Below are 18,796 nucleotides of genomic sequence, written 5' to 3' on the forward strand. Positions count from 1 at the left end.
GAACACCTCCATCAGCCGCTCGGGCAGTTCGTCGGGGGAAAGCGGTCGGCCTGCCGGGGTCTCGTTCACACCATCATCATGACACCTTGGTTGTCGTGATCCCAAAAACATGACACCTTGGTTGTCATGACCGACAACGCGACCACCCCCCCCGCACACCAGTTACCGAGCCCTTCGACACCGTCGAGGCCTTCGAGTCCGCAGACGGCCCGCTCGCCTACCGCGACGCAGGCCCCCGCGACGCCCGCCCCCTGGTGCTGCTCCACACCGGCTTCACCGACCACACCCAGTTCGACAACCTGATCCCCGAACTGTCCCGGCACCACCGGATCATCGCCCCGGACGCCCGCGGCCACGGCTACTCCGCCAACGCAACCGAGCCGTTCCGCCAGACCGACGACCTCGCTGCCCTCCTGGGCCACCTCGACCTTGCCGAACCGGCGGTCCTGGTAGGCATCTCGATGGGCGCCCTGACCGCCATCGACACCGCGCTGGAGCACCCCGAACTGGTCCGCGCCCTGGTCGTCAGCGGCCGCGGCATCGGCGAACCCGACCTCACGGACCCCTGGTCCACCGTGGTCGGTCAGGCCCAGTCCGCCGCCCTCGCGACCGGAGACATACCCGGCTGGCTCGACGCCTTCGCCCAATGGGCCCCCGGACCCCACCGCACCCTCGACGACGTCAACCCCGAAACCGTGCGCCAAGTAAAGGAGATGGCGCTGCGCACGCTCATGAAGCACACTCCCGACGAACAGGACCTCACCGTCGCGGTCGCCGGTGTGGCGGAGCGCGCGAAGAACGAGCTCACCCTCCCGGTCCTCGCCATCAACGGCGCCCTCGACGCCCCCGGCACGGTGGCGACCGCCGATGCCCTGATCCGTTCCGTTTCGAATGGCCGCACCGTCACCCTCGATGGCGTCGCCCACTACACGACCATGGAGGCCCCGGAAGCGTTCACCCGAGCCCTGGAGCAGTTCCTGCACGAGCTCGCCGACGCCGACACAGCCGACGCCCGCTAGGGGCCGACCGACCCTCGACACCGCCACCGTCCCGACCGCCGGATTGATCCGCCAGCCACCCGCCGCCGCCGGATCAAACGGTCACCCGCGCGGGGCGGTGCCACACCGCGCCCCACGTTGGCCGGGGTTCGTGGAGCTGGGCGTGGCGCTCGGGCGCCCGCTTGCGGCTGCCGCCGGGGCCGCCGTCCTCGGCGCGGCAAGGCGGACCGGGACCGGTCCATGCGACGCATGAAGGCGAGCGACGAAGCGAGCGACGCCGATCCGGGCGAGGTGGCGAAGCTCATGCGGCAGGCGCCGCCGATTCTCAATGAGCCTGTCACCGTGATCTTCACCGCCCGGGTTCGGGGTGATGGAGGGGCGGACAACCGCGTGTGAGGCGCGCGTGTGAGGCGGTGAACTCCTACCGTGTTGGGGTGGATCACTTCGCGGGTCGGCGCCGGGGCTGCCGGAACCTGAACGACGTGCAGGTGGAGCTCGCTCGGCGGCTGGCGGTGCGGGCGGAGCGGCTGAGGGCCGAGGCGGTCCTGGACGGCGGGGAGGGGTTGTCGGTGGTGGAGGCGGTGGCCTTGGCGGCGGTCCAGCTTGGTCCGGGCCCGCCCGCACTCACGTCCTGACCTCTGCCCGGCTGCACGTTGGGCTGCCCGGATCTGCTTCTGGTGGTGCGCGTTCACTTGTACGCCGACACGTGGCACTGGGAGGGTCGTATCCGGTGGTCGGGCGGCGGAACCTGTGGCGTGCCGGGTCGTTGAAGGGTTCGGGATGCACACCGCTCTTGCGGGCTCGACCCTGGTTCCCCCCAGGGCCTTCCTGAGTCGGCCCCGGGTTCTGACATTTGACAGTTCCCGCCCCCGCCGGACCTGGCCGGGGGCGGGTTTCACCGCGAGCGGCGGTGTCGGTGTCAGGTGTCAGGACCCGCCCCGACGGGGCGTCGGGCCGGCGCCCGCGCGTCCCGGCCGGGGCCGACTCCGGCGTCACCGCGGATGTCATCGCGAGGGCCTGTGACATCTCCGACCTGGGCGCGGCTGGCCCGGCGGCGTGGATGTCGCCCGGAGCCACCTGGCACGCGGGACGCTCGCCTTCGAGCTCGGGGCCGGGTACGAGAGGAGCGCATTCATCCCTATCCTTGCCGGCGGCACTGGGCGCTCGTACCGGCGTTCGTCCACCGCTTCCTCACCGAAACGGGCGCCACCCGGTGCGGACGCGGGGCTGCCACGCCTTCCCGGCCCGGCGCGTGAGCCGCCACCGCGACGGGCCCCGTGCGATCGTGACCGGATGAGCGAGCCGACCAGTCCACTGCCGGGTTATCTGCGACTGATTTGGGTCGGCGACGCCGACGACAGTGGGCGGCGCAAGATCTTCTCCGACCGCCTCAGCCGCTGCACCTGGACCACCCCCGCCACCTGGGACACCACGGGCCGCCTCCTCGCGCGCGGCGCCCTCGGCCAGGAGGCCCGCGCCACCCCGCCACTGAGCACAGGGGTGATCTCCCGCAACGGCGACGGCAGCGAGACTCTGCGCAGTACCTGCGGCCACCTCCTCTACCTCGACGGCCGCGGCGGAGCCGTAATCGACACCCCCGACGGCATCCGGGACGCCCCCGGCATCAGCGTTTTCTTCATCCACGACCCCCAGCGCACCCCCGGCCGCCGCGTTACCATCCCGCAGCGGTCCACGGTCGAGGAACTGTTCATCGCTCCTGCGGGCGCGCCATGATCTCCGGTGCATCCGCGGGGCGAGAGCACCGCAACGCCTTGACCCTGCCCGCAACGACCCCGGAGCGGCCGGTTCCGTGAGGCACGGGCCTGGGCCGCCAGGGTGATCGGCGGGTGATGTCCTGATGCGGTCCCGTGTGGTGGAGGGCATTGGTGTGGCGCTGCCGTAGCGGTGACCGCCGCGTGTCCCTTCTTGGCAGCCATACCGGAGGTCCGTGACGGTTCCGCTTCCCCCGCCCCGGAGCCCGGCGTTGGTGACGGCAAGCCCGGGGCCGAGGGGCGGTGAGCCGCGGAAACCCTTCCACACCGGCGGAGCACCGTTCACCACTCGGCCGCCGCACCCCAGGACCCGCACTGCGCCCGTCGGTCCGATCGCTCAACCATTGCTGCGAGACCGCTTCGGGACCACATCAGAAGGCAGACAGCCCAGCCTGGGGGTCCAGCTGACCACCCCTTGGCCGCTGCGCCCCGTAGCGTTCAAGGGCGGCGGCGAGGACGCCTCCCCTGGACCACATGGGAGGTGACCGGCGTCATCGGGGCGGATTCGGACTAACAGGGGCTGACCCGTAACTGATGGTGTGTCTCAGTGGGGTTCAGCAGATGCCGTTGAGAGCGAGCGAGTGCTGAGCGAAAAGCAGGTCGACGTAGGTCAGTGCGGTACCCGATCATCCGTTCATGCCCCTGAACGAGACCCTTGCCCGCGTCGATGCAGACCTGGCCGCCGGCCGGGTTCCCGTCGCGCGCCAGCGCTTGCGCGGTCTCATCTCTTCCTTCCCGCACGACCTGGCGCTCCGCCGTCGCCTGGCCGAGGTGTACCGGCTCTTCGGCGACGCCGCCGAGGCCGGACGCTGGATGTACCTGGAAGAGGACCGGAACGCCGACGAGACCGCCGCCTTCGAGGCGCGGTACGGGTCTCCCGGGTGGCGGATGAAGGCCCTTGCCTGGCACGGCCCCGAGGCGAAGGCCGCCACCGCCTTCGCAAAGGGGCAGTTGGTCGCGGTGCGGACCGCCTGCGCTGAGGAGCTGGGGCACCCCGTCGACTGGGACGACCCCGCCTCCTACCGGGACGACCTGGAAGAGGAGTGCCAGGCGCCCTCCGAGCCGTGGACGGTCGGCGGTGTGCTGGCCGGCGTTGGCTTCCTGGTGGCGAGCCTTGTGTTCCTCGCGATCTGGGTGAATGGACTCGTTGCACTCTTCGACTGACTCGGGTCACCGGGCCCGGCGACTCCCGAGGCAGCTCGGAGATCATTTACGGGACAGCTCTTGGTTGGGTGGATCCGCTTCCGCAGGCCTGGGCGGGGACGGCGGCCCCGCGGCCGGGCGAGGTGGCGGGGCCGCCACACGGATACCGGCCCGGGGCGGATGGGCCGGTGGGCACGTGTCGTCCCTCAACGGCCGCGGTCGCTCGTGCGTTACGCCCGTTGGGCCGTTCAGGTGTGCAGGCGGCTGTTGGCGCCGTCCTGTGCCTCGGCGTTTTCGTCGTTGAACCAGTAGTCGCCGGCGGCCAGGTAGCGGAAGGAGTGGGTGCTCGCGGCGGGCAGGGCGACGGTGACAGCCCGGTTGCCGTCCTTGCGGGGGACGAGCTGGTGGACGCCGGGCTGCCAGTCGTTGAAGTCGCCGACGACGCTGACCGGCCCGGGCGGGGTGTCGGCGGGCAGGACGAACGTGACCTCGGTGCGGTCCTTGAGCGGGGTGCGCTCCAGCATGGCGATCGGCTCCTGACGAACGAGAGGGAGTGGGGTTCGCGCTCATCCTCGGCATCGGGACCGCGGCCCGCACTCCGACGCGGCCGCACCCTGCCGAACATCACCACGACAATCCGTAGCCGAAGAAATGCGGAAAGCGAAGACCCGTGGCAGTTTTGGCGGGAGGCGGAGGAATCCGCACCCCACGCATCAAGGAGTGGCCGTCATGGGCGGTAAGCAGGACAAGCGCCAGGAACCGGGCAAGGGCCGCGAAGAGCAGCAGCGTCCGCAGCGGCCCGGGCAGGACCCGGTGCGCCCGGTGCCGGGCACCCCCGCGCGTGGGGGTGAGCGCCCGCAGGAGATGGAGCGGCACCGCGAGGAAGATCTGAGCGACGAGCGTCTGCGCAACAACGCTTTCTGAGTCGCAGCGGTATCCCACGCACGCAGAGCCCGGCCGGGCCCGTAGTCACCAGGCCGGGCTCTGTTCTGCCATGTCGCGAACCGTGCCGGTAAGCCCGCCGCGCGGGTCGGGGGATAGCGCGTCCGGCCCAACCCATGAGCGGCGCAACGTGGCCCCTGGGCAGGACAACCCGGGGGTAACGCTCAGCGGGCCCGCGCCTCGGGTGCTGAGAAAACGCGTGGCCAGCATGCCGGATGCCGCCCCGCGGCGTCGGGCGGCTCGCCGTACGGCCGGCCGTTTGCGAGTCCCGGTAGGTGTATCGGAACTGGCCGTCCGCTGTCGAGGCCGACGACGGGAGGGCCGGCAGGGGCATGAGGGTACTGAAAGTTGCACCTGCCTCAGTCGTGCGGGCCGAGGTGTGGACCGTCTGACTTGTGGATCCGGGTACGGATCTTGAAGCGCTGATGAGGTGGGCGGTCGGCAGCCGTGATCTCCGTCGACTCCTTTGACAAGGACCATTTACATTATGACAAGCTCCCGTTACGTTGACCGTATGGGGAAAACATCGGAGAACCGCCAGAGCCGAAGTGACATGGTCCGCACCCGAGAGTGGTTCGTCGACTGGTTGCCCGCGGCTGTCGCTCTCGGGCTGCTCGCCTTGATCTCGGAGTTCGGCCTGTTCGGCTCGGACGGCTCATGGAAACTGTTCTGGTCGCTGCTGAACATCGTCCCCGGACTGTGGATTGTCCGGGCCGTGCTCAGGAGCCTTCGCCGGGCCGATGAGTACCAACGGCGTTGCCAGCTTGAGGCCCTGGCGATCGGGTTCGGCGTGCTCGTCATGGCGATCTACACCGTCGGGCTGCTCCAGGCCGCCGGCGTCGGTGAACTGCGTCAGCTGGTCCAGATCAGCTTCCTCGGCAGCATCCTGGTCTGGATCGCGGCCCTGCTGTTCAAGACCCCGCGCACCCGGTGAAGAACCGACTCAGGGAACTGCGCGCGGCGCGCCGATGGAGTCAGACCGACCTCGCGGACCGCCTTGAGGTGTCCCGACAAACCGTCTACGCCATCGAGGCGGGCCGCTACGACCCGAGCCTGCCGCTCGCGTTCAAGATCGCTGCCATCTTCGCCGAACCGATCGAGGCCCTCTTCTTCCCCGACGAGAACACCGACAACACACCATGAACTTCGAGGACAACGGGCTGGGCAGGTCGCACCGATGCTGCCCCAGCATCGCCGCCCGGCACTGCGGACCCGGGTCGGACCGTGCTGCTTGAAATGGGTCCTGCCCACCGTAGGAGTCGGTGGGCAGGACCCATTTCCCGTCCACCCGGTGGCTGCCGAGCATCCCGCAAGGTCTTTGAGGCCTTGGGAACCGGCGAGACGACGGACATCCCGTACATGGAACCCGCACCGCGCCGGTAGCCACGTGCTCCGGGGCCTGTCGTGACCGCACCCGCCTGGTACGGCACGGACCACGTTCGAGTGGCTCGGCGCGCGGGCGGATCCCACGAGGGAGAAAGGCCTTGCGTCGCGGGTCCGACGCTCTTCGCCGCCGGAACCCGGGCTTCCGAGGCAGTCGCTCAGGGCTTGATGACGGCGGTCCAGCCGAGGGTGCAGGAGAGTGCGGGGGCGGTGCAGGAGGTTTCGTAGAGGTCGCCGCTGGTGGTGAGGACCTTGACGTGGACGCGTTCGCCGTTGAGCTTGATGCCGACGCTGCAGGTGTTGCGCGGGTATCCGGGGGTGACGGGCAGCGTCAGGTCGCGCCAGGTGTAGGCGCCGGTGAGGCTGGGCCGGTAGCCGACGAAGGTCTTCCCCCGGGTGAGGGCGGCGCTGTACTCGCTACCGGGGGCGACACCGGCTACGACCGCGACGTCGACGCACGGCCCGGCGGGCCCGGCCGGACCGCGATCACCCTTGGGCCCCTTCGCGCCCTGAGGCCCCCGCGGTCCGTCGTCGCCGCGCGACTCGTACGGTCCCTCGGAGGCCTGCGCCGTGCCCGCCCCACCGGTCCCGGCGCCGGGTGCGGCGAGAGCCGGCGCCGCGATCGCGGTCAGGCTCAGAGCCAACGGGACGGCCCAAAGGGCCAGGGGCCGCACGCGCCGAGTGGTCTTCAGAACTTCCTGCATTGCTGCTCCTCGTTGATGGTGATGGCCGAGGGGAGCATGGAGTGCGGTGCGGGTAGCGGGCCGATGACAGGCCGATTGTCGGACCAACGTCAACGGATCGGCGTAGGCGAACGATTCTCACGCCCGCTGTTTCGACGTAGGGATGGCTATCCGCGTCTCCCGCGCAGGGCGGACCGCGTCGTGCTGCCCGTTTCTGAGGTGGCCGCGTTCGGGCCCGGACGGAGGATCGTGCGGCTGTTCGTGGGTCATGGATGCAGGGAACGGGGGCAAGGGCGAGGCCTGGGGAAGACTTCCCCGGGTACGGCCGGGCACCCCCGTCCGGCCGACGCCAAGGAAGGATGTTGTTGTGTCGAAGGTCGAGGAGTCCGTCGAGGTCGACGTCCCCGTGCGCATGGCCTACAACCAGTGGACGCAGTTCGAGTCGTTCCCCCACTTCATGGAGGGCGTGGAGCGAATCGACCAGCTCACCCCCACACTGACGCACTGGGTGACGAAGTTCGGTGGCGTGGACCGGGAGTTCGACGCCCAGATCACCGAGCAGATTCCCGACGAGCGCGTCGCTTGGACCACCGTGGACGGCGAGGTGAAGCAGGCCGGTGTGGTCACCTTCCACCACCTGGCCGACAACAAGTCGAAGGTGATGCTGCAGCTGGACTACGACCCCGAGGGCTTCGCCGAGAACGTCGGCGACAAGCTGGGGTTCGTGAAGCGGCAGATCACCGGGGACCTGAAGCGGTTCAAGGAGTACATCGAGGAGCGCGGTACCGAGACCGGTGCCTGGCGCGGCGAGGTCTGAGAGACCCGCTCTTCGCGACTGAGGCGACGCGGCGTCCCGGCGGTTGCGTCCGGCCGCCGCCGGGGGGACCGCGGGCCGGGATGGAACGGCCCGCGGCACGGTGACCAACGCGCCCACCCCCGGGATGGTCACGGCGGTGGGTGCAGGGTGTTGACGGCCGGCGTTCAGCCGGCCGGTCCGGTCGGTGCCGTCTCGTCGGTTGCGGTGAGGTCGCGGGCCTGGTGGACGCGTTCCTCGAGGAGTCGCCGGAACCCGGGAAGCGTGTAGCGTTCTCCGGTCGCGGCGTGGCGGCCGGGAATCCCGGCAAGGTCGGCCATGACCTGCTGCGGTTGGGCCTGCCAGCCCACCACCAGCACTCGTAGTCCGTGGCATTCCGCCCGGTGGTGCAGGTCCAGCAGGTGCAGGAGCCCCTCCCGGTTCATCAGGGTCACACCGTGCAGGTCCAGCATGAGGACCCGCTCGAAGCCGCCGTCACGCTCCAGTACCCGTCCCAGAGCGGCGCCGCCGCTCTCGTCGAGTTCGCCGCCGACGACGGCCCAGAGGGTGCGGTCCCGGTGCTGGACGTCCACAGTGATCAACGCGTTGCCTCCCGTCACCCGGCAAGCGGGTGCTTGCGGGGCCTCATCCTGGCGTTGAGGCGGCTGCGGCGGGGCCGTGACCCGCCGGCCATACGGCGCCTCGTGTTGACGGCGGTAGGAAGCTCGCCGATGGGGCTTGGTGCGAGGGTGCCGGCCCATCATGTTGTTGGGACGGCCTGCCGGGGGCTTCTCGCCTTCCGGATAACGCCCGGGAGGAGCGGTGGCCCGCGTACTGCCGCGGCCTGCTTCCCGGCCGGTGCCCTGTCCGATCGGTGGCTCCGCTGTCCACGCGTGTGACCCGTCGGAGAATCCACAAACGGGCCTGGGGGATGATTCTTTGGGACTTTTGACCAACGATCAGGACCTGCCACCGCCCAGCCGGCGGCCGAACTCTCGGCAACGGCGCCGGGCCCTGCCGGCGACCCTTCGCACACCTGGAGGTTCTCGTGCCCGCACAAGCGATCGGGCTGACTTTGACCGCGGCCGGCGGCGCCCTCACACTCGCGGGCGCCGCACTGTGCTTCCTCCCCGGCCCTGGCACACCCCTGCTCGCGGCCGGGCTGCTCCTTCTTGTCGCGGGCACCGCCGTGCAGGTGTTTCGCCGAATACGAGGCCGGGACCCCGATCGCCGATGACCCTGGCGGTCCCTGCCGCGTCATGTTGACCTACCGTGCGGGCTTGGAGCTGCGCTCGGGCCATCAGCTCGTTGTTCCTCTCGGCGCCCGGATCGATTGGTGCCCCGCCCTGGGCCGTCTGCTTACGGATGGGACGCTGACGAGCCTGCACAACGTGCGCATTGTCGCGACCTGTCGTCCGTCGGGGTGGTTCCTCGGTTCGTCTCCTGTGCGTCGGGTTCGTGGCCGGGGGTGCGGGGGGTTGGAATGGGCGTGCGGGGAGTGGACCGGACCCTGCTCCCGGCTCCGTGGCGCTGCCGGTCGCGGCTGGCCGGCAGCCGTCACACGCGCCGTACGCCGCCGCGATCGGCAGCATTCATCCGCCGGTTGACCAGGGGGGATTGAGCTTCGCTTGTCGCGGGCGCCGAGCCCTGGTTCGCCGGCCCGTGAACCGCATCAAGGCCCGACGCTCCGGCGACGCCGCTCTCGACGGGCGGGGGCAAGGACGGTGGGACTGCGGCCCCTTTCCTGCGTGGTGGGGGAGCCGCAGCCGTCGGTGGGGTGCTGCCTAGAGGCGGCCGCCGTAGTAGTGGCCGACCTGGTCGCGGTAGCCGGCGTCGCCGCGGTGCTTGTCCTTGTCGTATTCGGGGGAGTCCTTGATCTGGTCCTTGGTGAGGTTGACGTGGATCTTCTCCTCCTTGGCGTCGACGCGAACGATGGTGCCGGCGGGCAGGAGGACTTCCTTGCCGAAGATCCAGGGGCCGGTGTCGACGACGATGTAGGAGGAGCCGACGTCCTCGGTGTGCTCGTCGACCTTCCCGATGTTGCCGTCGGTGGCTTCGACCTTGAAGCCGACCAGCCGGGTGCCGGGCACGTAGTGCGACTCCGGGTTGTAACTCCACATATCGGTCACAGGGGTTCTCCTTCGTGTGATGGTGCTCAGGTGTGCAGGAGGCTGTTGCGGCCGTCGTGGCCGTCGGCCTCCTCCTCGTCGAGCCAGTTGCCGCCGTCGGCGAGGTAGCGGAACCCGTGCCGTTCCCCGGCCGGGAGGGTGACGGCGCGGTTGCCGTCGGGGCGTTCGGCCAGTGGATGCAGGCCGGGTTGCCACTGGTTGAAGTCGCCGACCACGCTGACCTCACCGGCCGGATGGCCGGCGGGCAGGACGAACGTGATCTCGGTCCTCTTCTTACGCCGCGTCCGTTCCAGCACTGTGGGCGACTCCTCACCAACGGGGGACATGACGTGCCATCCCTGCCCCGGGCCACGGGCACGCTCGCGGGCACTACTCCGGGCGCGCCATGGGGATCACCCGCACGGCCCCGAACGCGTGTTGCACGGCCTGTCTGCTGGCGTCCGGTCTGCTGCTGTCGGGAAGGCCCCGTCACGGTCGGATGTGGCCGCCAAGTGTTGATGCGGCGGATTCCGGCGGGGTGGCGATCTTGTGCGGCTGGGTACGGTGAAACCGTCGACAACAGTCCGGACGGGAGGAAGAAATGGGACAGGACCGGCAGGCCGGGACGACGGTGGTCCGGGTGACGGGAGAGACGGACCTCGAAAGCGCCCAGCGGCTGCGGACCGAACTCGAAACCGCGATCGTCCAGGCTCCCGGTGACGTCGTGGTCGACCTCACCGGCCTGGTCTTCTGCGACTCCTCCGGCCTCAACGCCCTGCTCGCCGCCCGCCTGCTGGCCCAGGAGCGAGGCCGCGTGCTGCGTCTGGCGGGTCCGTCCCGGCAGGTGCTGAGGCTGCTGGAGATGACCGGCGCGAAGGACCTGTTCCCCATCGACGCGGCACCACCCGCCTGACGAGCCCCCGTACGGCCCGGTCCTACGGCTTGTCGGTGGTGGAGTCGAGGACGAGGAGCCATTTGTCGTCGCGGGTCTCGATGGTGAAGCCGGCGCCGCGGAGCGCGGCGGCCAGGGCGAGTCCGAAGGCACGGCGCAGGCCGGGCAGGTCGGGTTCCGGTGTCGTGTTGTCGTGGGGGCCGTGTCCGTAGGGCGTGGTGATGTCCCGGGGCATCCAGCCGATCATGACGCCGCGGGCGTGCTCGATGAGGTGGACGCCCTCCGCTCCGGTGGCGATTTCCTCGAATCCCAGCTCGGTCAGTGCCCGCCGCAGTCGGACCAGCAGTACCTCGGCCCCTTGATCACTCATGGCCGCAGCGTAGGGGTCCTGGACCGGAGTGCGACGGCTGGGTGGTATGCCGTTCGCCCACCCCTGGCCGGATACGGAGGCCCGGCACATCCGACGAAGGAATCCGCTGCGTGTCCTGGCTCGCTCTGACGGTCCGGTTCCTGGTCCATGATGTTGCCTTGGCGGGCGGCGTCGCTTGTGCCGCCGACCGCCATCCGACCCTCGCTGTGCCGGTCACGGCGGCCGGGATGGCCACCGCGCTGGCCGTGGCCCGTGGCGGTCTGATCGGTACCCGCCGAGGCAACGAGGCCGGCTTCGGTGCCTGCCGGCCGATCCCGATGCCGTGCGTGCGGCGCTTTGACCGATGGTTCTTCGACCTCAGCGGGTTGATCAGCTCATGGAAGTCGCCCGGACCAGCGGTCTCCGCACGGTCGCCGACGATCTGGGCGCCGCGAAGGCACTGCCCGATCGTAGGTCACGGTGTGAGTAGGAGAGGAGTGTCGGGATCGGGTGCGGCGGTGTGGGCGCCGGCCGGACCTGCACCTCCGGCTCCGGGGTGCTGTGGTTCAGGCGGACGGGTAGACGTTGCGCTTGAGGCGGCGGGCGAGGTGGGCGGTGTTCGCGGCGAGGGTTTTGGTGGTGGCGGCGGTCTTCTCGGGGGTCTTGTCGAGGTCCTGGTAGTCGGTGCCCTGCATGGCTTCGCCGACCCAGTAGGTGACGGCGTTGGGGGCGAGGGTGAACCCGACGTCGTTCAGGCCCTGGAAGAGGTCCGCGCTGACCTTGTGGGCGCCGTCCTCGTTGCCGACGACGCAGACGGCGGCGACCTTGCCGTAGGTGAGCATGCGTCCCTCGTCGTCGGTCTCGGAGATTTCCGCGTTCAGGCGTTCCATGACGCGCTGGCAGATGCTGGAGGGGTGGCCGAGCCAGATCGGGGTCGCGAGGATCAGGATGTCGGTCCCGAGGATGGTTTCCCGGATGTCCGGCCAGGCGTCATCGTCGCCCAGGTCGGTCGCCACACCGGTCTTCACGTCATGATCGGCGATCCGGATGGTCTTGCCGGTCACGCCGTGCTCGGCGAGGGCGTCCAGGGTCTGCTGGGCGAGGAGCTCGGAGCTGGACGCGGCCGGGGAGGGGGACAGGGTGCAGACGAGGGCGACGGCACGCAGCGGAGTGTTCTCAGTGGCTTCCATGACATTCCGACTACCCACGGTCCTCCGGTCAATCCCGGCATTCCCCCACCTGCCACCACCCTGGCGTACGCCCCGTATCCCGATTCCATGTTTCGCCGCTCAGGTCACCGCCGTGTAGCTTCGGAGCCTTCGATCCCGTCGCCGACAGGGGGCACGGGCATCGTGGTCTGGCGTACGGGGACGGGTTTGGGCAGGCTGTGGTTTTCATGTCTGATCGTGCGTGAGGGGTTTCGATGCAGCCGACGGTGACGGTACTGCCCGATCGGGGTGGCGTGCGCGTGGTGACGTGTGCGGGTGAGTTCGACGCGGACACCCAGGGTCTGCTGCGGGCCGCTTGCGAGACGGCCTGCACGGCGCCCGAGGTCGTGCGGCTGGTCCTGGACGTGCGCGGCGTCACCTTCGCCGATTCCTCATTCCTGAACCTGCTCCTGGCCACCCACCAGAAGTCCGATCTGACGTTGATGGGGCCGCCTCCCGCGCAGTTGGCCCGATTGCTTCGGATGACCGGTGCGGATCAGCTCTTCGCCATCGACGACGGACCCGCCCAGGCCGCCGGATAGCGAGAAGCGCAGCCTCGGATCGGCAGGATGTCCGTTTGGTTCTGCCCCGCGGGGTGAGGCCCTGTGAGCGGTCCTTACCCTTGTGGCCGTGCGGATCACTGACTCCTGGCAGGGCGCGAGGAGTTATCTTTCCGGACCCCGCCCGAGCGTATGCGTCGGGCGAGCATCGCTTGGTGGGGGTGGGGAACCGTCGCCGGGGCGGATGACGTGGCTGGGAAGGGGAAGGCGAGAGGTGTGAGAGGAGCGGCGATGCCAGGGACGTCACGTCACGCGGCTGGTCTCAGAGGCGTGGACGCCCGGCGACTCGCTCAGGAGATTTTGACTCCCCACGGTGTGGGTGAGCGGGTCCTGGACGACGTGTTGACGGCGGTCGCCGAGTTGGTGTCCAACGCGATCCGGCATGCGGGCGGAGTGACCGCCTTCGACGTGCGCCACCTTCACGACGAGGTGGCCGTCGAGGTGTCGGACGCCTCCCCGCTCCTGCCCATCTCACCGGGAACACCGGCCACGGTCCCGGGCGGCTTCGGCTGGCTCCTGGTGAACAAGATGGCCACCCGCACCGAAATCCATGCCGGCCACGACGGAAAGACGATCACCGCCTACCTCGCCCTCACCGGCCCGGCGCCCGTCCCCGGCGTGTGAGTCGCACCGTTTCCCCCGCCCAGGGTTCGCTGCCACTCCCGTTGCCGGCGAAACGGCGGGTCACAGGGCGCGTGCGGCCTCGACGCTGTCGACGATTGTGAAGATCTGGTCGGCGGAAGTGAGCTCGAAGAGCCGGGCCAACTGGGGCGGGAGAGGGCCGGCCAGCACCAGCGGGTGACCGGTGCGCCGGATGCGCACCAGCTCGTTGAGCATGGAGGAATCCGCGAAGGCGATGGCGCTCACGTCCAGGACGAGCGCGCGCACCGCCGGGTCGGCGAGAGCCTCGCTGGTGGCCTGCCGGAGCGGCTCCAGGGTGTCCTGGTCGTATTCCCCGGTGCAGGTGATGACTCGGATGCCGTCGATGTCCGGCAGCACGGTCACACGCTGTTCCATGGGAAGCCCCCTGTGGTTGTGTCTCGGGGAGCCAAGGGTTCCCCGGTCGGTCTGCGGTCGTGGTCGGATCGTGCGGGGACGATCAATGTGAAGGTTACGTGCAGACGGCGGGCCATGGGGACGCCGATCCTGTGTGATCGATTGCGCTGGACACAAGCCGATGTCGGCACCGGTCGCGCGGGCCCCGGTTATCAACGCTGTGGGTCGTCGCGCCACCGCCGAGCCGGCATGTGCATGGCCCGCGACGCCTACCGGGCGTGACCATCGCGACAACACGGGGACGGAGGCCGGGCGGCCGCGTCAGCGGGCGTTGCGTCCTCGGCGCATCGACGCCGGCGAATCACCCGCACCGTGGGGTTCGTTGCCGGCGCCGAGGATCTCTTGTGGGGTGCCGGTGTTTCGTGCGAGGGGGGTGCGAACCTGGTTCGTGGGAGTAGTGGGAGGCCCCGGCGATGCGGCGTAGCCCCCAGCCGTCCCGGCGCGCCTCGGTCACGCCCTGGACGAGGGCGTCGGCCAGAAGTGTGTCGCAGGAGTCCCGCAGGCCCGCGACGGTGGTGAGGCGGCTGTGCGGGTCCGCCTGGACGGGGACATGTGGTGGTGATCAGCATGTGGTGGTGATCACCGGCTTGGCGTCAACCACCTCCTGCGCTGCGGCCGCCGCTCGCCGGCCCCCTGGGGGCCGTGGCCGACCTCGACGACGACGAGGAGGTGCCGGCGTCTTGGCGCGGTGAGAGCCATGCGGCAGTGCGTCGGGCTCAGGTCTCGGTGTCGCGGTGCCGGTCGGGGGTGAGGAGGTAGGCGATGGCCATGTCACCGAGTTCGTCGGCGTACCGGTGTCTGGCCGTTTCGTCGGTGGCGGCATCGGGGCGCACCGAGTTGTGGAAGCAGGCGCCGAGAATGGCGCGGGCCGTGGTGTCCAGGGCCGCCTGCCGGTCCGAGCGGCGGATCTGCTCGGTGTAGGGGGCTGCCGCTTCGAGCAGCAGGCGGTGGAGTTCGGTGATGGTGCGGGCCCCGCGCTCCAGGGACCTGGTCCCGCGCCGGCGCAGCAGCTCGGGGAAGACGCTGCTGTCGTCGGCGAAGGATTGCAGCAGGGCATGCGCGTACGCGTCCATGACACCTGGGAGCGAGGGATCGGCCGCGCGCAGTCGCTCGGCCACGTACTCCTCACGGCGTTCCAGCATCCGCTCGGTCAGGGCGCTGATCAGCTGGTCCTTGTCCTGGAAGCGGCGGTAGATCGTGCCGACCGCGACGCTGGCGCGCTTGGCGACGCCGGCGATCGTCATCGCCTCCAAGCCTGAGGTGGAGGCGATCTCCTCGGCCGCCCGAAGCACACGTGCCAGGGTCGCGACGCTGCGGGCCTGCTGGGGCTCCCGGTGGGCCGCCGGGCGCTGCGGCTCTTCGGTCATGCCCCGCATGCTATCCGCGGCGCTCTCAACAGGATCTTTTGACAACTGGTGCACTCCTCGGCGTACCCTCACGATGTGAACGTGAATTCACATTCACATATTATCGGAGGTTCGACCATGACCGACAACCAGAAGACTCCGTCCGTCACCGTGACGCTGGAGTCCGGGCCCGCCGGAGCCGGAAGCATCGACGACTTCGAGCTCTTCTACGCCCGCCGCGCGCTGAACCGCTTCCGGACGCTGCTGGGCCGCCAAGGTCTCCTCGACCTCCTGGCCGCGGACATCGAGGCGGGCAATGCCTTCCTGCGCGAGAGCGCCCGCACCTCCGACGGCGCCTTCAAGGCGGGCACCACCGTGCTCCAGGCGAAGGGTCTGACCTCGAGTGAGTTCCTGGCCTGGATGGACAAGGCCTTCACGGGCGACGAGAAGCCGCTCCTCGCCGCGCACCCCGAGCACTACGTGATGGGCTCCGACGAGACCGGCGCGCGCGTGGTGGAGAACATCGGCCCCCACGTCGCCGACTTCTACATGGGCGGCTGGGGCACCGACGCCCTGGACTGGGCCAAGGACGCGGCCGAGCTTCTCCCGGAGTCGCAGTTCCCGCGCAAGATGTCCTCGAACCTGTTCCTGGCCGACGGCACCGTCATCGGGCGGGCGCTCATCCAGTTCGGCGACACCGCCGACGGCTTCACCGCGAACCTGACCGTCTACTTCCCCGTCACCTGCCCGGACGAGGTCCTGGACCACCACCTGCGGCACTACGCCGTCGAGTTCCGCAACTGGATCGTCGCCGCCGCGGCAGCCCGCGTCTGACACTCCTGCCGGACGCCGAGGCTGCCCCGGCGTCCGGCGGCCGCCGCATCCGGCCCGCACAAGCAGACGGCCCGCCTCCCGTGACACGACGGAAACGGCAGAGCCCTCTACGCACCCTGCGAAGAGCAGAAACGAAAGACCCACGATGTCGAACCACACTCTGCCCGCCACGAGACGCAAGCTGACCCTGGTCGTCCTCGGCCTGGCAGCCCTGATCATCACCATGCTGTGCGCCTTCGCGCTGCCCTCGCTCCACAGCGGCCCGCACCGCGTTCCCATCGGCGTCACCGGCACGGAGGAGGCCACAAAGGCCCTCCGACAGAACGCCGACACCGACGCCTGGGACATCCGCGTCTACCCCACAACCGCAGCCCTCCACAATGCGGTCAAGGACCGGGACATAGCCGGCGGCCTTGCCGTCACCGCGCACCGCGTCGACGTCTACACGGCCACCGCGGGCGGCCCCTCCGCCACCGGCGCCCTCACCGCCCTGGGCGAAAACGTCGCCGCACAACAGACAACCAGGGCCACCGTCCACGACCTGGTCCCCTTCACCACGAACGACCCCCGCGGCGCCGGAATGACCGCCGCACTCCTGCCCATGATCTTCGGCGGAATCTTCCCCGCCCTCATCCTCGGCAACGTCTTCCCCGGACACCGCGGACTGCGCACCCGCATCACAGGAGCCCTCCTGTTCTCCCTCGTGGTAGGCGCCGCCATCGCGGCCGTCCTCCAGTTCGCCACCCACTCCGTCGACGGACGGTACTGGCTCACCGCCCTTGGCCTCATCCTCGGCACGGCCGCCCTGTCCACCACCCTCTTGGGCCTCCAAGCCCTCCTCGGCATGCCCGGCTTCGCCCTCGGCGGCGCGCTGATGATGCTCCTGGGCAACCCACTCTCGGGACTCGCCACCGGCCCTCACTGGCTCCCCACCGGATGGGCCACCCTTGGCCAGCTCCTCCCCCCGGGAGCCTCCGGCAGCCTCCTGCGCGCCAACGCCTTCTTCGACGGCCAAGGCGCCGCCCTCCCCGCCCTGACCCTCACCGTCTGGGCCGGCATTGGAATCGCCCTTGCCTTCCTCGCCGACCAACGCGGCAGGCGGCTCGCCCCCACTCGACCTCAACCAGCCGCCATCTGAGCGCTGCTCCTGGCGCACACCAATGTCATGCGGGGGACAAGGGATACCGGTCCGCCGGACAATCGCGGGCACGGTCACCGGTTCACCCCGTCGGGAGCGGCGGTCGTGCGGGACGGTGGGGCGGAAGCCGGCGAATGGAACCCCCCGCCCAGCGGTTGCGGACCGAACTGGCTGGTGTTCCCGGCGATGGTGTCGGGCAGGGCCTCACCGCCGGGGGCCGCACGGGCTACGGGGGAGCGCCCGTGCGGCAGCGGGGCAACCGCGTAGAACACCGGATGGTCACGGTCGGCCCGTGGTCCTGTTGACGCTTTGTGGCCGCGGGTCCGGCGATGGTCTCGCGGGGCCGGTCACCGGTTCGCCCCGTCGGGAGCGCGCACTGGGCGATCGTGTGGGACGGTGCGGTGGGAACCAGTTGGATGGCAGCCCCGCAGGCAGGACCCGGCCGGTGCCCGTAGTCACATCGGCCGGGTCCTTTGCCATGGGCGGCCCGCAGTGGAGGCCTCCCCGGCCGGGACACCGCAACTCGTGGCCACGATGCCCGGGCGCGGCCGGCAGCATGCGGGAACGCCGTCGTGGATCAGTGCGATCCGGGCCGGCTTTGTTCACAAGCCGCACGTTCGGCGCTGTTCGTCGTTGGGTCAACGTGACTGACGCGACTCTTCCCACCGGCAAAGTCAGGCCGTTACGGCCGGCGAAGGCTGCTCCCGTCTGCGATCTGTGCCAGGCCGACGACCCGTCCCCGCCCGATCCGACGTTCACCGTCGTCCTTCGACCCGCGGTCGGCCTGGCCCATTGTGTGAGTTTGTGTGGGCACTGCCGCTCGGGCAGGCCCGGTCGGCGACACGATGAACTCGGCCCGGCCGATCAGGCTTGGCGGGCCCTGGACCATGACGCCTCCCGCTTGCTCGCCGCCCATGAGAAGGGCCTTTGGGTTCCGTCGGGCGGGGAGATGGAATTCGCTGCGGGCTTGGCGCGGATGGTGTGGACGGAGGAGTCGATGCGTACGGCCGTGCGCGAGGCCGACAACCTTGTCTACGCCGGTCGCCTGCTGAGAGCCTTGGACAACAACGCGATCATCGTCCTGCGCCACGTCCCCGCGGACGACCTGGCGCTGCACTCGCTGCGCGGCTTGATCGATGTCCTGGCCACCGGCGGGGAGCCGGGTTGGGGAGGCTACCCGCCGGGCGCCGCCTGACCTCGAGACCATCATCGCCACCGCGGTGGAGGGGGTGGGGTGGTGGTTGGTGGGTGAAGAGGTCGTCCGGAGACCAAGGCCAGGCGAGAAGCCTGGTCGAGGTCACCGCCCGCTCCAATCGACAGAAGGCAGACCAGGAACCCCGCCCAACGGCCAACGTCGCGGGGTGCTCGCAGATGACTCGCGAGGACCTCGTCGAAGTGCTGACCTCCCGGATTCACACCCTCGACCCGGTAGGGCCCGCGCGCGGGTGGGCGGGGCCGCTGGGACCGGCCCGGCGCCGTTTCACAAACCCCCAGGCCCGGCAGAACAGGCTGCTGCGCCGTTCTGCCGGATTGCTCGGGTGGCGTCTGGCCATGTGGTGGAGGCGGAGCCGGTGAGTGGGGACTGCGAGCA

24 protein-coding genes are annotated in these 18,796 nt (G+C 70.0%); 15 read left to right on the forward strand and 9 right to left on the reverse strand.

Features of this window, described 5'->3' with window-relative positions; all coding sequences use genetic code 11:
- Positions 1-254: 254 nt before the first annotated feature.
- From ACFY0I_RS38310 to ACFY0I_RS38330, 5 genes are all read left to right on the forward strand, one after another.
- The gene (locus ACFY0I_RS38310; protein WP_388904328.1) at positions 255-1,019 is read left to right on the forward strand and encodes an alpha/beta fold hydrolase; all 765 of its coding nucleotides are present in this window, start codon (positions 255-257) and stop codon (positions 1,017-1,019) included.
- 219 nt (positions 1,020-1,238) lie between these two features.
- On the forward strand, positions 1,239-1,394 hold the full coding sequence (locus ACFY0I_RS38315; RefSeq protein ID WP_388904330.1) for a hypothetical protein: 156 nt from the start codon (positions 1,239-1,241) through the stop codon (positions 1,392-1,394).
- Between the two features lie 38 nt (positions 1,395-1,432).
- Positions 1,433-1,633, forward strand: a complete 201-nt coding sequence (locus ACFY0I_RS38320; protein WP_388904331.1) for a hypothetical protein — start codon at positions 1,433-1,435, stop codon at positions 1,631-1,633.
- Positions 1,634-2,291: 658 nt separating this feature from the next.
- On the forward strand, positions 2,292-2,732 hold the full coding sequence (locus tag ACFY0I_RS38325) for a hypothetical protein (RefSeq protein WP_388904333.1): 441 nt from the start codon (positions 2,292-2,294) through the stop codon (positions 2,730-2,732).
- Positions 2,733-3,406: 674 nt separating this feature from the next.
- Positions 3,407-3,934, forward strand: a complete 528-nt coding sequence (locus ACFY0I_RS38330; protein WP_388904334.1) for a DUF6584 family protein — start codon at positions 3,407-3,409, stop codon at positions 3,932-3,934.
- Between the two features lie 227 nt (positions 3,935-4,161).
- Here ACFY0I_RS38330 and ACFY0I_RS38335 read toward each other — a convergent pair whose 3' ends face one another.
- Positions 4,162-4,437, reverse strand: a complete 276-nt coding sequence (locus ACFY0I_RS38335; RefSeq protein ID WP_388904335.1) for an isoamylase early set domain-containing protein — start codon at positions 4,435-4,437, stop codon at positions 4,162-4,164.
- Positions 4,438-4,642: 205 nt separating this feature from the next.
- On the opposite strand from ACFY0I_RS38335, the gene ACFY0I_RS38340 reads away from it, so the two are divergent.
- From ACFY0I_RS38340 to ACFY0I_RS38350, 3 genes are all read left to right on the forward strand, one after another.
- The gene (locus ACFY0I_RS38340; protein WP_388904337.1) at positions 4,643-4,837 is read left to right on the forward strand and encodes a hypothetical protein; all 195 of its coding nucleotides are present in this window, start codon (positions 4,643-4,645) and stop codon (positions 4,835-4,837) included.
- A gap of 532 nt (positions 4,838-5,369) precedes the next feature.
- On the forward strand, positions 5,370-5,789 hold the full coding sequence (locus ACFY0I_RS38345; protein ID WP_388904338.1) for a hypothetical protein: 420 nt from the start codon (positions 5,370-5,372) through the stop codon (positions 5,787-5,789).
- Positions 5,786-5,998, forward strand: a complete 213-nt coding sequence (locus ACFY0I_RS38350) for a helix-turn-helix transcriptional regulator (protein ID WP_388904339.1) — start codon at positions 5,786-5,788, stop codon at positions 5,996-5,998. The genes ACFY0I_RS38345 and ACFY0I_RS38350 overlap by 4 nt, the downstream gene beginning before the upstream one ends.
- 398 nt (positions 5,999-6,396) lie before the next feature.
- Here ACFY0I_RS38350 and ACFY0I_RS38355 read toward each other — a convergent pair whose 3' ends face one another.
- Positions 6,397-6,942: a hypothetical protein gene (locus ACFY0I_RS38355; protein ID WP_388904341.1), complete on the reverse strand. Its 546-nt coding sequence runs from the start codon at positions 6,940-6,942 to the stop codon at positions 6,397-6,399.
- 346 nt (positions 6,943-7,288) lie between these two features.
- On the opposite strand from ACFY0I_RS38355, the gene ACFY0I_RS38360 reads away from it, so the two are divergent.
- A complete protein-coding gene (locus tag ACFY0I_RS38360; protein WP_388904342.1) occupies positions 7,289-7,738 on the forward strand; it encodes an SRPBCC family protein in 450 nt (149 codons plus the stop codon).
- 164 nt (positions 7,739-7,902) lie between these two features.
- On the opposite strand, the gene ACFY0I_RS38365 is transcribed toward ACFY0I_RS38360, so the two are convergent.
- The 3 genes from ACFY0I_RS38365 to ACFY0I_RS38375 all read right to left on the reverse strand — a co-directional run bounded on the left by ACFY0I_RS38365 (position 7,903) and on the right by ACFY0I_RS38375 (position 10,169).
- Positions 7,903-8,307, reverse strand: a complete 405-nt coding sequence (locus ACFY0I_RS38365) for an STAS domain-containing protein (RefSeq protein ID WP_388904398.1) — start codon at positions 8,305-8,307, stop codon at positions 7,903-7,905.
- A gap of 1,191 nt (positions 8,308-9,498) precedes the next feature.
- Positions 9,499-9,834, reverse strand: a complete 336-nt coding sequence (locus tag ACFY0I_RS38370) for a PRC-barrel domain-containing protein (protein ID WP_388904400.1) — start codon at positions 9,832-9,834, stop codon at positions 9,499-9,501.
- Positions 9,835-9,869: 35 nt separating this feature from the next.
- Positions 9,870-10,169, reverse strand: coding sequence for an isoamylase early set domain-containing protein (locus ACFY0I_RS38375; RefSeq protein ID WP_388904344.1), 300 nt, complete (start codon positions 10,167-10,169; stop codon positions 9,870-9,872).
- A 254-nt stretch (positions 10,170-10,423) separates the two neighbouring features.
- Here ACFY0I_RS38375 and ACFY0I_RS38380 point away from each other — a divergent pair, with 254 nt between their 5' ends.
- Entirely contained in the window at positions 10,424-10,735 is a 312-nt protein-coding gene (locus ACFY0I_RS38380; RefSeq protein ID WP_388904345.1) for an STAS domain-containing protein, read from the forward strand.
- 22 nt (positions 10,736-10,757) lie between these two features.
- Here the strand turns inward: ACFY0I_RS38380 and ACFY0I_RS38385 are convergent, their stop codons facing one another.
- Complete coding sequence (locus ACFY0I_RS38385; protein WP_388904346.1) at positions 10,758-11,084, reverse strand: hypothetical protein; 327 nt, start codon at positions 11,082-11,084, stop codon at positions 10,758-10,760.
- Between the two features lie 545 nt (positions 11,085-11,629).
- Entirely contained in the window at positions 11,630-12,253 is a 624-nt protein-coding gene (locus tag ACFY0I_RS38390; protein ID WP_388904348.1) for a flavodoxin family protein, read from the reverse strand.
- Positions 12,254-12,486: 233 nt separating this feature from the next.
- Between ACFY0I_RS38390 and ACFY0I_RS38395 the strand changes: the two genes are divergently transcribed.
- Both ACFY0I_RS38395 and ACFY0I_RS38400 read left to right on the forward strand, forming a co-directional pair.
- Positions 12,487-12,813, forward strand: coding sequence for an STAS domain-containing protein (locus ACFY0I_RS38395; RefSeq protein ID WP_388904349.1), 327 nt, complete (start codon positions 12,487-12,489; stop codon positions 12,811-12,813).
- A gap of 249 nt (positions 12,814-13,062) precedes the next feature.
- Positions 13,063-13,455, forward strand: coding sequence for an ATP-binding protein (locus tag ACFY0I_RS38400; RefSeq protein WP_388904350.1), 393 nt, complete (start codon positions 13,063-13,065; stop codon positions 13,453-13,455).
- Positions 13,456-13,515: 60 nt separating this feature from the next.
- Here the strand turns inward: ACFY0I_RS38400 and ACFY0I_RS38405 are convergent, their stop codons facing one another.
- A complete protein-coding gene (locus ACFY0I_RS38405) occupies positions 13,516-13,848 on the reverse strand; it encodes an STAS domain-containing protein (RefSeq protein ID WP_388904352.1) in 333 nt (110 codons plus the stop codon).
- 755 nt (positions 13,849-14,603) lie between these two features.
- Positions 14,604-15,254 (reverse strand): TetR/AcrR family transcriptional regulator, encoded by a 651-nt coding sequence (locus ACFY0I_RS38410; protein WP_388904353.1) that lies wholly within the window; start codon positions 15,252-15,254, stop codon positions 14,604-14,606.
- A gap of 117 nt (positions 15,255-15,371) precedes the next feature.
- Between ACFY0I_RS38410 and ACFY0I_RS38415 the strand changes: the two genes are divergently transcribed.
- The 3 genes from ACFY0I_RS38415 (at position 15,372) to ACFY0I_RS38425 (ending at position 18,400) form a co-directional block, all read left to right on the forward strand.
- Positions 15,372-16,067, forward strand: coding sequence for a hypothetical protein (locus ACFY0I_RS38415; protein WP_388904354.1), 696 nt, complete (start codon positions 15,372-15,374; stop codon positions 16,065-16,067).
- 145 nt (positions 16,068-16,212) lie between these two features.
- On the forward strand, positions 16,213-17,205 hold the full coding sequence (locus ACFY0I_RS38420; RefSeq protein ID WP_388904355.1) for a hypothetical protein: 993 nt from the start codon (positions 16,213-16,215) through the stop codon (positions 17,203-17,205).
- A gap of 949 nt (positions 17,206-18,154) precedes the next feature.
- The gene (locus ACFY0I_RS38425; RefSeq protein WP_388904356.1) at positions 18,155-18,400 is read left to right on the forward strand and encodes a hypothetical protein; all 246 of its coding nucleotides are present in this window, start codon (positions 18,155-18,157) and stop codon (positions 18,398-18,400) included.
- The last annotated feature ends 396 nt before the right edge of the window (positions 18,401-18,796 follow it).

The organism is Streptomyces sp. NPDC001568 (assembly GCF_042893755.1).
Lineage (GTDB): Bacteria > Actinomycetota > Actinomycetes > Streptomycetales > Streptomycetaceae > Streptomyces.

Coding starts and splice junctions, on each gene's coding strand:
- ACFY0I_RS38315 (WP_388904330.1), top strand. CDS start 1,239: ATGCGACGCATGAAGGCGAGCGACGAAGCGAGCGACGCCGATCCGGGC.
- ACFY0I_RS38325 (WP_388904333.1), top strand. CDS start 2,292: ATGAGCGAGCCGACCAGTCCACTGCCGGGTTATCTGCGACTGATTTGG.
- ACFY0I_RS38330 (WP_388904334.1), top strand. CDS start 3,407: ATGCCCCTGAACGAGACCCTTGCCCGCGTCGATGCAGACCTGGCCGCC.
- ACFY0I_RS38335 (WP_388904335.1), bottom strand. CDS start 4,437: ATGCTGGAGCGCACCCCGCTCAAGGACCGCACCGAGGTCACGTTCGTC.
- ACFY0I_RS38340 (WP_388904337.1), top strand. CDS start 4,643: ATGGGCGGTAAGCAGGACAAGCGCCAGGAACCGGGCAAGGGCCGCGAA.
- ACFY0I_RS38345 (WP_388904338.1), top strand. CDS start 5,370: ATGGGGAAAACATCGGAGAACCGCCAGAGCCGAAGTGACATGGTCCGC.
- ACFY0I_RS38355 (WP_388904341.1), bottom strand. CDS start 6,942: ATGCAGGAAGTTCTGAAGACCACTCGGCGCGTGCGGCCCCTGGCCCTT.
- ACFY0I_RS38370 (WP_388904400.1), bottom strand. CDS start 9,834: ATGTGGAGTTACAACCCGGAGTCGCACTACGTGCCCGGCACCCGGCTG.
- ACFY0I_RS38375 (WP_388904344.1), bottom strand. CDS start 10,169: ATGTCCCCCGTTGGTGAGGAGTCGCCCACAGTGCTGGAACGGACGCGG.
- ACFY0I_RS38380 (WP_388904345.1), top strand. CDS start 10,424: ATGGGACAGGACCGGCAGGCCGGGACGACGGTGGTCCGGGTGACGGGA.
- ACFY0I_RS38385 (WP_388904346.1), bottom strand. CDS start 11,084: ATGAGTGATCAAGGGGCCGAGGTACTGCTGGTCCGACTGCGGCGGGCA.
- ACFY0I_RS38390 (WP_388904348.1), bottom strand. CDS start 12,253: ATGGAAGCCACTGAGAACACTCCGCTGCGTGCCGTCGCCCTCGTCTGC.
- ACFY0I_RS38395 (WP_388904349.1), top strand. CDS start 12,487: ATGCAGCCGACGGTGACGGTACTGCCCGATCGGGGTGGCGTGCGCGTG.
- ACFY0I_RS38400 (WP_388904350.1), top strand. CDS start 13,063: ATGCCAGGGACGTCACGTCACGCGGCTGGTCTCAGAGGCGTGGACGCC.
- ACFY0I_RS38405 (WP_388904352.1), bottom strand. CDS start 13,848: ATGGAACAGCGTGTGACCGTGCTGCCGGACATCGACGGCATCCGAGTC.
- ACFY0I_RS38410 (WP_388904353.1), bottom strand. CDS start 15,254: ATGACCGAAGAGCCGCAGCGCCCGGCGGCCCACCGGGAGCCCCAGCAG.
- ACFY0I_RS38415 (WP_388904354.1), top strand. CDS start 15,372: ATGACCGACAACCAGAAGACTCCGTCCGTCACCGTGACGCTGGAGTCC.
- ACFY0I_RS38420 (WP_388904355.1), top strand. CDS start 16,213: ATGTCGAACCACACTCTGCCCGCCACGAGACGCAAGCTGACCCTGGTC.
- ACFY0I_RS38425 (WP_388904356.1), top strand. CDS start 18,155: ATGGAATTCGCTGCGGGCTTGGCGCGGATGGTGTGGACGGAGGAGTCG.